Here is a 9,849-nt window from a genome sequence, read left to right as displayed (position 1 = left end):
CATCTATACCGTCACGAAGTAGGATCTTCGTCCGGTCGGCACTCGGACGCTCCACTTCTTTTCCCGACACAGTCCTTGCACGTTTCCTCGAGATCCGACTTGCCAAAGGCCGTTCCCGCGTCGTTCCATACGGCGAATGCGACGCCGGACGCGCGGCCGTACCGGCCTCGCATACCAAGCCGGCGCAGGATCGCGGTCCTGACACCAGACAAAGGTCCGGTCCGGCAGACCTTGGCAACGGGGCGGCGGGCTGGAAAAGAGGCGCCATGACCGTCCGACGCCCCCTCGCCCTCGGCACGGCCGCCCTCGCGCTGCTGTCCGGGCTCATCCTCTCGGCCGTGCCGGCGGCGGCGGAGGTCAAGGTCGGCGTGGCGGTGCCGCGCACCGGCCCCTACGTCACCGTTGGCGAGCAGGTCCTGCGCGGCGTCGAGGCGGCGGCCCGGGACGCCAACGCCAAGGGCGGCATCAACGGCGAGACCGTCGTACTCGACGTGCAGGACGATTCCTGCGACTCGAATCAGGCCACGGCCGTCGCCAACCACTACGTCAATTCCGGCGTCCGGCTCGTCGTCGGCCATGTCTGCTCGAATGCGTCGCTCGCGGCCTCCGATGTCTACGCCGCCAACGGGATTGTGATGATCACGGCGGCCTCAGTCGCCTCCAAGCTGACCGATCGCGGCCTGCCGACGATCTTCCGGGTCTGCGGCCGGGACGACGACCAAGCCAAGCTCTCCGCCGCGATCCTCGCCGAACGCTTCCGCGACCGGAAGATCGCCATCCTCAGCGACCTCTCGCCGGCCTCGCGCACCCTCGCGGCGGCGACCAAGGACAACCTCAACCGCATCGGCGTCAACGAGGCCCTGTCCACCGCCTTCCAGCCGAGCGATGCCGACGACGCGGCCCTGGCCGACCGGCTGAAGGCTGCCGGCATCGATGTCGTCTATTACGGCGGCGACGCGCAGGAGATGGGCCGCCTCGTGCGCATCTCCGCCGAGCGGGGCTTTCGTCCGCAATGGTTCGGCACCTCCGCCATCGCCACGCCGGACTTCGCCCGCATCGCCGGCTCCGCCAGCAACGGCGTGCTGATGACGTTCTACCTCGACCCGAGCCGCAAGCCCGAGGCGCAGGGGGTGGTGGCCGCCTTCAAGGCACAGGGAATCGATGCGGACGGCTCGATGATCTACGGCTACGCCGCGCTCCAGGCGCTGGTGGAGGCGGGCAACTTCGCGCACAGCACCCAGCCGGCGCCGATCGCCAAAACCCTGCACGGAGAGCGTTTCGATCTGGTGCTCGGCCCCGTGGGCTTCGACACCAAGGGCGACATCACCGCCCAGGGCTACGTGCTCTATGTCTGGCGCGACGGCAATTTCACGCCGGCCAAGGCAAACTGATCACGGCGGGCGAACCGGTCCCGCTTCCTACCCCCTCAGGGCCGCATCGACCTCGGCACCGCGGCCGAGATCGCGCATCAGCTGGTCGAGATGCGGGCGCTTGCGCAGCTGCAGGGCATGGAGCTGCCGGACCGCCTCACTGAGGCTGCCCCGGCGGCCGAGCATCTCGTCGGCGAAGGCGATCATCCGCGCATTCGGCCACGCCTTCTCCCGCTGGGCGTGGAGCCGCGCGATCAGCATGTCGGCCGGGGTGTCGGGCTCTGCTTGCGCGAACAGGGTCGCCAGCGCCGCCGTCGAGCGCGAAATGCCGACATGGCAGTGAACCAGGATGTGGACCTCCCCGCCATCGGCGGCCGCCTCGCGGCCGAAGGCCAGGATCGCCGCCACGTCCTCGCGCTCCGGCAAGACGATGCCCGGCCCCGGCTCGATCGCATCGTGGAAGCGCAGGACAATGCGCCGATGCGTGCCGTAGGTGCCGAACGCCTCCGGATCCGCCCGGTCGGGATCGAGGATCGACAGGATGTGGCTGACGCCGCGCGCCTGATGCTCGGCCAGTTCGTCGAGGCCGCAGACGGTATGGAGGCTGAGATTCTCGGTGTTCACGCCGAGCCTGCTATCACGGCCCGCCCACGGAAGCGACGGCGCCGGCGCGGGATCGGGGCCGTTTCCCGATCACGGGCATCGCGTGTATGGCACGTCCATCGGAGAGAGCGTGTCGGAACGAGCCGGGAGCCCCATGCGAAACACCCTGCAACGGCGTGCCCTCCTCGCGGCCGGTCTCGGCGCGGCCGGGACATTGTCGAGCCCCGCCCGTGCCCAGCAGGGTGCGCCCGAGCTGCGCTGGCGCCTGTCCTCCGGTTACGCCCGCAACCTCGATGTCCTGTTCGGCGCCTCGGAGAGCCTCGCCAAGGCCGTGGCGGAAGCAACCGACGGGCGGTTCCAGATTCAGGTTTCGGCGGCGGGAGAAGGTGTTCCGGCCGAAGGAGTGCTCGACGCGGTCGGCGGCGGCAAGGTCGAGATGGGCCATGTCTCGGCCAGTTCCGGCATGGCGAAGAATCCCGCCTTCGCCCTGGCCTCCGCCCTGCCGTTCGGGCTCAACGCCCGGGGCCAGAACGCGTGGTGGCTGCAAGGCGGCGCTGCCGACCTGTTCGCCGAGATCTTCGCCAAGCAGAATCTCGTGGCGCTGCCGGGGGGCAATACCGGCGCCCAGATGGGTGGCTGGTTCCGCAAGGAGATCAAGACCCTCGGCGACCTGCAGGGGCTCAAGCTGCGCATCGGCGGGCTCGGCGCCACGGTCTTGGCCAAGCTCGGTGCGGCGGTGCAGGCGACGCCGGGACCGGAGATCTACGCCGCCCTGGACAGCAAGGCGCTCGACGCGGCCGAGTGGATCGGCCCCCACGACGACGAGAAGCTCGGCCTGCAGAAGGTCGCGCCAATCTACCATTATCCCGGGTTCTGGGAAGGTGGCGCCATGCTGCATTTCTGGATCAATGCCGAGGCCTGGAAAGGCCTGCCCAAATCCTATCGCGCCATCCTCCAGGGGGCGGCGGCGCAGGTGAATGCCGAAGTTCTGGCCCGCTACGACGCGCGCAACCCGCAGGCCCTGCGCCGGCTCGTCTCCGGCGGCGCGCAGCTTCGCCCCTTCCCGCAGGACGTGATGGAGGCGGCGCTGAAGGCCTCGAACGAGGTCTATGCCGACCTCTCAGGCAAGAACCCGGACTTCAAACGGATCTACGACGCGATGAAGACCTTCCGGAACGAGGAATACCTTTGGTTCCAAGTGGCGGAATACACCTACGACAACTTCATGATCCGCGCCCGGGCCCGCGGCTGAGTCCGGTCGCGAGACAAAAAAAAGCCGCCCGAAAGAGCGGCCCGAAGTCTAGGGAGGAAACGCCCAAGAGGGCAGCGGGAGGCGGACGCCGTCCGCGATCCCGCAATGCACAAAGTGATCCGATCACGGATTTTTTCAAGATGATTGGCCGGCAATAATCGCGTTTCCGGGTGCGCGCGCGCACACCGATCATGCCCTGTATCCAAAATGCCTCAGGCGGTTTTATGGCCCGAAGCTCAGTCGTGACGGGCGCCATTTCAGTAGAGAGCCCGCTCCCGCAGCAGTATGTTCTTGAGGCATCTCGGCTTTTCTGACCCGGTCCGTCTCCTTGCCGCTCCCTTGCAAACCCTTGAGCGGAGCGGCCCGGGAGCGCACGCAACCTTTGCCGTTCTGGCGCATTCGCTGGCGCGACGACCCGCTCATCCACCTTGGGGCGAATCGGCCTGAGCGCCAGGCGTGGCCAGGCCGGTCCCGCGTGCGAGGGGCTGAAAGCGGGGCCGCGAGCCGAGAGGGCGCACCACGATGGCCATCCAATCCGCCCGCATCCGGCTGCTCAGGGATGTCCCTCCTCGGGAGGAAGCCTCCTACGTGCTGTATCTGATGCAGCAGGCGATGCGCGTGCCCTTCAACCCGGCGCTGGAACTGGCGGTGGAGGAGGCCAACCGTTTGAAGTTGCCGCTTTTGGTCTGCTTCGGGCTGCTCGACGGCGCCAACGGCTTCCCGGAAGCCAATGCCCGGCACTACGCCTTCCTGCTCCAGGGCTTGGCCGACGCTGCGGCCGCCTTGGAGCGGCGCGGCATCGCCTTCCTCGTCCGTCGCGGCACGCCGGCCGAGGTCGCGATCGATCTCTCCGGAAAGGCAGCCCTGCTCGTCCTCGACCGTGGCTATCTCGCGATCCAGAAGCGCTGGTACGGCGAGATCGCGAACGGAACGGAGTGCCGGATCGTCCAAGTCGAAGGGGACGTGGTGGTGCCCGTCGAGGCCGCCTCGACCAAGCATGAATACGCCGCGCGCACCCTGCGCCCGAAGCTGCACCGGCTGTGGGACGACTATCTCGCTCCCCTGACGCCACGGACGGTCGAGCATTCCGCCAAGGGTCTGACGCTGAAGGGCGGGCTCGACGTGTCGAACCCCGAGAGGCTGCTGGCCACGCTCACCCTCGACACCGTCGTCGGCCCGGTGAAACGCTTCCGCGGCGGCCATACCGAGGCCCTGAAACGCCTCAAGACCTTCCTGACCGAGGCTTTCGCGGGCTACGGCGCCGGCCGCAACAAGCCGGAGGCCGGGGCGGCCTCGCATATGAGCCCGTACCTGCATTTCGGGCAGATCTCGCCGGTGGAGATCGCGCTGGCGATTCGCGGGGCCAAGGACGGCGACCGGGACGACCGCTCCGCCTATCTCGAAGAGCTCATCGTCCGCCGCGAACTGGCGATGAACCACGTCTTCCACACGGAGGGCTACGACGATTACGCCCGCGCCGTGCCGGATTGGGCCCGCAAGACCCTGGCGGCGCATGCCGACGACGCGCGCCCGACCCTCTATTCCGAGGAGGAATTGGCCGAGGGGCGAACGCATGACCATTACTGGAACGTCGCCATGCGCGAGATGCGCGAGACCGGCTACATGCACAACCAGTTGCGCATGTACTGGGGCAAGAAGATCCTCGAATGGTCCCCCTCGCCGGAGGAGGCCTTCGCGCGAACACTGCGGCTCAACAACCGCTACTTCCTCGACGGGCGCGATGCGAATTCCTTCACCAACGTCGCCTGGATTTTCGGGCTGCACGACCGCCCGTGGCAGACGCGCAAGATCTTCGGGAGTGTGCGCTACCAGAGCGAGAACTCGCTCCGGAAGTTCGACGCGAAGGCCTATGAGCGGGCGGTGGCGCGGCTGTGCGAGGCAGAGACGGCGTGAAGCCTCGGTGATCCGTCGGCGTCTTACCGGATCGGTTGACGCAGGATCGTCCGGAGCTTGGCGGCCTCCGTCTTGCGCGGATCGCTCAGGTAGATCTCGTGATGGGGGCCGTTGAAGGTCACTCCCCGTCCCGGCATGACCTCGTGGTGCAGCCGCGCGAGGGTCGGACCTTCGTCGTCGTAGCGGCCGATGTGCAGGATCTGCAGTGAGCGACCCTCCGCGTAGGGCTCGAAGCGCAACGATACGGGCCGCGGGCCGAGCTTGGCCCCGATCTTCGCCGCTGCGGCCTCGAACATGGCGTCCGTGACAATATCAGGTGCCGGGATCATGACGGTCCAGCGCCAAGTCTCCTTTTCGCGCCGGACGAAGCTGCCGGGATCATCGGCCCACCAGAGCGCCTCCAGCGGCGGCACGACGTAGTCCTGCCCCAGGGCCTTGGCCGCGAACTTCACCGCATAGCTAACGCCGTACAGCCACGTGATCGCCTCGCGGTAAGCGGCAGCGGAGTTGGGATCGCCCGCACCGTCCACCTTGAGGTAGGTCAAGGTCGGAACATGGATCTCGCAGAACTCCCGCGTCGGTGCGCTGTAGAGTTCCTTGAAGCGCTTCTTCAGATCGATCTTGTCCATGGATCATCGAGGTCCGTTGGCCGATTGCATTGAAGAGCCTCGGCGTTGGGCAGGCCACCCTCCCCCAGATCACCCTCTCCTTGGCGACCGGGCTCCATCGCGATCACCGCTTCAAGCACCCCATCAGCCCGTCCACCTGCCCCATCCGGCTCTGGATGCGCCCGGCGAGCGAGCGCACGACGCGCGACGGCTTGCCGGCGCTGCGCAGGATCGGGTTCGGCAGAACGGCGGCCAGCAGCGCGGCCTCGTTGCGGGTGAGATCGCGGGCGCTCTTGCGGAACCAGTGGCGGGCGGCGGCCTCGGCCCCGAAGATCCCCTCGCCCCACTCGGCGACGTTGAGATAGATCTCCATGGTGCGGCGCTTGCCCCAGACTGCGTCGGCCATCACCGCGAGCGGAATCTCCAGACCTTTGCGGATATAGGAGCGGCCGGGCCAGAGGAAGACGTTCTTGACCGTCTGCATGGTGATGGTAGAGGCCCCGCGGCTCGGCCCCTCCTCGTCGTCCACCACCTCGCGCAGCGCGCGCCAATCGACGCCGTTGTGCAGGCAGAACCGCTGATCCTCGGACGCCAACACCGCTTGGACCAGGGCCGGGGCGATCGCCTCCAGGGGCACGCTGTCCCGCTGCGCTCCCTGAAGTGTCAACCATCGACCGAGCATCAGGGTTGAGGGCGGGGTCACCACGCTATAGACGAGCGCGAGCGTGAGCGTGAAGGCAAGTATGGCAATGGGAGCGAGGGTGATCAGGGCTGCGGCGCGCCGCAGCCCGGTTCGACGCCTCGGAGCGGGCATCCGCGTCGCGGAGGCCCTCGCGAGAGGCCGCGACGCTGGAATCCGTCGCAGGTCGCGCCCGTGCCGTTCCGCCTCGCTCTCCTCCGGCACCGCCACGTCGCGTCCGCCCCTCCCCGATCCAGGCCAGTCCCGATGACCTCAACGCAGGCTTCCCACCCCTCGGTCAAGGCGGACGCCTATACGGGTGACTTTACCCACAGGCTCGCTCAGGTCGCCGACACCGTCGAGACTTTCCTCGTCGATCTGCTCGGGCCGACCTTGCAGCCCGGCGAGATCGACCGTCCGCCCCGGCTCATGGAGGCGATGCGCCACGCGGTGCTCGGCGGCGGCAAGCGGCTGCGGCCCTTCCTCGCCATCGAGACGGCGCGGATGCTTGGCGGCGCGGAAGACGCGGCCCTGGCGGCGGGCGCGGGCGTCGAGCTGGTGCATTGCTACAGCCTCGTCCACGACGATCTGCCGGCCATGGACGACGACGACCTGCGCCGCGGCAAGCCCACCGTCCACAAGGCCTACGACGAGGCGACCGCCATCCTCGTCGGCGACGCGCTCCAGACGCTGGCCTTCGAGGTGACCGCCGATCCGCGCTGGCAGCCCGATCCGGCGATCCGGGCCGAGCTGGTCCTTGGCCTCGCCCGCGCCTCCGGCCTCGGCGGCATGGTCGGCGGCCAGCTGCTCGACCTCTCGGCGGAAGGCCGCTTCGGCCCGGCCGACATGGATATCGACGACACCCTGCGGATGCAGGCGATGAAGACCGGCGCGATCCTCGCCTTCTCCGTGGAGGCCGGTGCCCTGGTCGGCGGGGCGAATGCCGACGAGCGCGCCGCCCTCCTGCGCTACGGCAAGGCGCTCGGCCAAGCCTTTCAGGTCGCCGACGACATCCTCGACCGGGAAGCCTCCCCGGAAGCCATGGGCAAGGCCACCGGCAAGGACAAGGATGCCGGCAAGGCGACCCTGGTCGACCGCCTCGGCCTCGACGGGGCGCGGGCCGAGTGCGACCGGCTGGTGGCCGTCTGCGAGGAAGCGGTCGCCCCCTGGGGTGCGCGGGCGCAGGTGCTCAAGGACGCCGCCCGCTTCACCGTGGCCCGCAAGGCCTGATCCCTGTCCCGGCGCGGCCGCTCAGGCCGCGCTGACGACGATCTCGACGAGGTTCGGTTCTCCCGAGCGGATCCCCGCCTCCACCGCGCCGGCAATGTCCCCGGCCCGCTCGACGCGGCGGGCGGGCACGCCCATCGAGGCGGCCAGCGCCGGAAAATCGATGCGCGGCTCGGTGAGATCCATGGCGATGAAGCGGTTCGCCCGCACCGACGCGTAGTGCGTCTGCGATTTCATGAACTGCTTGAGGATGTTGTACTCGGCATTGTTGATGACCACGAAGGTCACCGGCAGCCGCTCGTGCGCGGCCGTCCACAGCGCCTGAGGCGAGTACATCGCCGCCCCGTCACCGACGATGCAGACCACCGGCGCGCGGTCGAGGCCGAGCGAATAGCCGACCGAGGCCGGCATGCCCCAGCCCAGCACGCCGCCGCGGATCGAGGAATATTGCCGCGCCCAGGTGCTGTGCAGGAAGGTGCGCAGATGCCCGAGGGTCGCGGGGGCCTCATCGACGATGGCGATCCCGGCGCCGACCGCGTGGGCGATCTCCGAGGCGGCGACGAGGGGGTGGATCACCGGATCGGCGAAGGCGGCCTCGGCCTTGGCGGCCAAGGCCGCGCGGCGGGCATCGTAGGCCTGCACCGCCTCGCTCCGCAGCCGGGCATAGGCCTCGGCGCGGGGCGCGACCCGGTCTTCCAGAAGGGGGATCAGCACATCGAGCGAGGCGCGCACGTCGCCGACCGTCGAAAGCTGCGTGGCGTATGTGCGCCCGAGATCGCGGGCATCGGCCGAGAGCTGGAAGACCTGCGTCCCCGGCGGCACGGCCGAGCCCTCGGTATAGAGCACCGTGATCAGCGATTTGCCGCCCAGCGCGAAGACCGCATCGTAGCGGCCGAGGATCTCGGCGATGCCGCTGGCCTTGGTCGGCAGGTTGCCCATCCAGAGCGGGTGGGCGGACGGGAACGGGATATGGGCCGGCCAGGACGAGCCGTAGACCGGTGCCGCCAGCAGGTCGGCGAGCCGCACCGCCTGGGCCGCGGCATCGCTCATATCGACCTCGTCGCCGGCGATCAGGGCGAGGCGCCCCGGCGGGATCGCCGCGAGACGATCCGCCAGCCGGTCGAGGGAGCCGGCCACCGGGCGGTGATCGATGGTCGAGATCTCGCCGAGGGGGGCGGTGGTCCTCGCCTCCATCACGTCCATCGGCAGGGACAGGAAGACGGGGCCGGAGGGCGCCGCCGTGCTGTCGTGGAAGGCGCGCCGCAGGAGCACCGGCAATTGGTCGGCGTGGGTGACCTCGCGCGCCCATTTCACGGTCGGGCTCGCGATCGTCACGAGGTCGCCGAACAACAGCGGATCGGTGATGACGTGCCGCGAATCCTGCTGGCCGGCGGTGACCACCAGGGGTGTGCCGGAGATCTGGGCGTTGAGCAGGTTGCCCATGCCGTGGCCGAGGCCGCCGGCGGTGTGCAGGTTGAGGAAGCCGGGCCGGCGGGCGGCCTGGGCATAGCCGTCTGCCATAGCGACCGCGCTCGCCTCCTGCAGGGCCAGCACGTAGGCGATGTCGGACGCATCGGTCAGCGCATCGATGAGGGGCAGCTCGGTGGTGCCGGGATTGCCGAACACGTAGCGGACGCCTTCGCTGCGCAGCACCTCCACCAGCACGTCGGCGCCCCGCCGTTCAGCAAGTGATTCGAGTGTCGCGACCGTCATGCCCGCTCTCCCGTCAGGTTCGAACAGCCCCTTTCCCATCAACGCCGTGCCGGCGGCCCCTCGTCCGGCCGATCGCCCCGGACCGTGACGACCTCGGCCGGTCTGTCACCGCTCAGGGCGCGGCGGGGCGCGGGCGCACGGTCCAGGTCGCCCAGTAGACGGGGCGCCCGTAGAGGGAGGAGGCGTCGCCTCCGTCGATGCGCGGGGCCCGGCGGTCGAGCCAGGTGAGGAAGCCCCCCTTGTCCGGATAGATCGCGGGCGCATCGAGATTGCCGTAGCGGTCGGTCATCCAGCCGAAACTTTCGCGCCCGAAGCGCCCGAGGGCGTCTCCGCCGGATCGCAGGCCGAGATAGGCGGTCGAGTGACCGGCGGCGACGGGCTCGGCAAACAGGGTCAGCGCGGTGATGCTGCCAGGCGAGAGATCCGTGGTGTAGTGCAGGCAGAGATCGGCGACCGGGCCGCCCGAGGCGGTGACCGGCCGCG

At 69.1% G+C, this 9,849-nt stretch carries 8 protein-coding genes and 1 pseudogene; 4 read left to right on the top strand and 5 right to left on the bottom strand.

The window, feature by feature from the left end; genetic code table 11:
• Positions 1-266: 266 nt before the first annotated feature.
• Positions 267-1,391, top strand: a complete 1,125-nt coding sequence (locus tag MZTS_RS19495) for a branched-chain amino acid ABC transporter substrate-binding protein (RefSeq protein WP_192285088.1) — start codon at positions 267-269, stop codon at positions 1,389-1,391.
• 27 nt (positions 1,392-1,418) lie between these two features.
• Here MZTS_RS19495 and MZTS_RS19490 read toward each other — a convergent pair whose 3' ends face one another.
• Complete coding sequence (locus tag MZTS_RS19490) at positions 1,419-1,994, bottom strand: hypothetical protein (protein ID WP_009865845.1); 576 nt, start codon at positions 1,992-1,994, stop codon at positions 1,419-1,421.
• A 133-nt stretch (positions 1,995-2,127) separates the two neighbouring features.
• On the opposite strand from MZTS_RS19490, the gene MZTS_RS19485 reads away from it, so the two are divergent.
• Positions 2,128-3,225 (top strand): TRAP transporter substrate-binding protein, encoded by a 1,098-nt coding sequence (locus MZTS_RS19485; RefSeq protein ID WP_192285087.1) that lies wholly within the window; start codon positions 2,128-2,130, stop codon positions 3,223-3,225.
• A gap of 522 nt (positions 3,226-3,747) precedes the next feature.
• Entirely contained in the window at positions 3,748-5,139 is a 1,392-nt protein-coding gene (locus MZTS_RS19480; RefSeq protein ID WP_192285086.1) for a deoxyribodipyrimidine photo-lyase, read from the top strand.
• Between the two features lie 23 nt (positions 5,140-5,162).
• On the opposite strand, the gene MZTS_RS19475 is transcribed toward MZTS_RS19480, so the two are convergent.
• Together MZTS_RS19475 and mtgA are read right to left on the bottom strand one after the other, a co-directional pair.
• On the bottom strand, positions 5,163-5,768 hold the full coding sequence (locus MZTS_RS19475; RefSeq protein ID WP_009865470.1) for a GyrI-like domain-containing protein: 606 nt from the start codon (positions 5,766-5,768) through the stop codon (positions 5,163-5,165).
• Between the two features lie 103 nt (positions 5,769-5,871).
• Positions 5,872-6,657 carry a monofunctional biosynthetic peptidoglycan transglycosylase gene (gene mtgA / locus MZTS_RS19470; RefSeq protein WP_192285085.1) on the bottom strand — a complete coding sequence of 262 codons (786 nt, stop codon included), beginning with the start codon at positions 6,655-6,657 and terminating at the stop codon, positions 5,872-5,874.
• Positions 6,658-6,693: 36 nt separating this feature from the next.
• On the opposite strand from mtgA, the gene MZTS_RS19465 reads away from it, so the two are divergent.
• Positions 6,694-7,656 carry a polyprenyl synthetase family protein gene (locus MZTS_RS19465; RefSeq protein ID WP_192285084.1) on the top strand — a complete coding sequence of 321 codons (963 nt, stop codon included), beginning with the start codon at positions 6,694-6,696 and terminating at the stop codon, positions 7,654-7,656.
• 21 nt (positions 7,657-7,677) lie between these two features.
• On the opposite strand, the gene MZTS_RS19460 is transcribed toward MZTS_RS19465, so the two are convergent.
• On the bottom strand, positions 7,678-9,366 hold the full coding sequence (locus MZTS_RS19460) for a thiamine pyrophosphate-binding protein (RefSeq protein WP_009867058.1): 1,689 nt from the start codon (positions 9,364-9,366) through the stop codon (positions 7,678-7,680).
• Positions 9,367-9,478: 112 nt separating this feature from the next.
• Positions 9,479-9,849, bottom strand: a pseudogene (locus MZTS_RS19455) (hypothetical protein); the annotation flags it as partial.

It is taken from the genome of Methylorubrum zatmanii (assembly GCF_014845115.1).
GTDB lineage: Bacteria > Pseudomonadota > Alphaproteobacteria > Rhizobiales > Beijerinckiaceae > Methylobacterium > Methylobacterium zatmanii.
Note: the sequence above shows the minus strand (reverse complement) of the source record. Positions and strands in the feature narration are given on the sequence as shown.

Excerpts from the sequence above, each read along its gene's own strand:
- MZTS_RS19495 (WP_192285088.1), top strand. The coding sequence starts at position 267 with ATGACCGTCCGACGCCCCCTCGCCCTCGGCACGGCCGCCCTCGCGCTG.
- MZTS_RS19485 (WP_192285087.1), top strand. The coding sequence starts at position 2,128 with ATGCGAAACACCCTGCAACGGCGTGCCCTCCTCGCGGCCGGTCTCGGC.
- MZTS_RS19480 (WP_192285086.1), top strand. The coding sequence starts at position 3,748 with ATGGCCATCCAATCCGCCCGCATCCGGCTGCTCAGGGATGTCCCTCCT.
- MZTS_RS19475 (WP_009865470.1), bottom strand. The coding sequence starts at position 5,768 with ATGGACAAGATCGATCTGAAGAAGCGCTTCAAGGAACTCTACAGCGCA.
- MZTS_RS19465 (WP_192285084.1), top strand. The coding sequence starts at position 6,694 with ATGACCTCAACGCAGGCTTCCCACCCCTCGGTCAAGGCGGACGCCTAT.
- MZTS_RS19460 (WP_009867058.1), bottom strand. The coding sequence starts at position 9,366 with ATGACGGTCGCGACACTCGAATCACTTGCTGAACGGCGGGGCGCCGAC.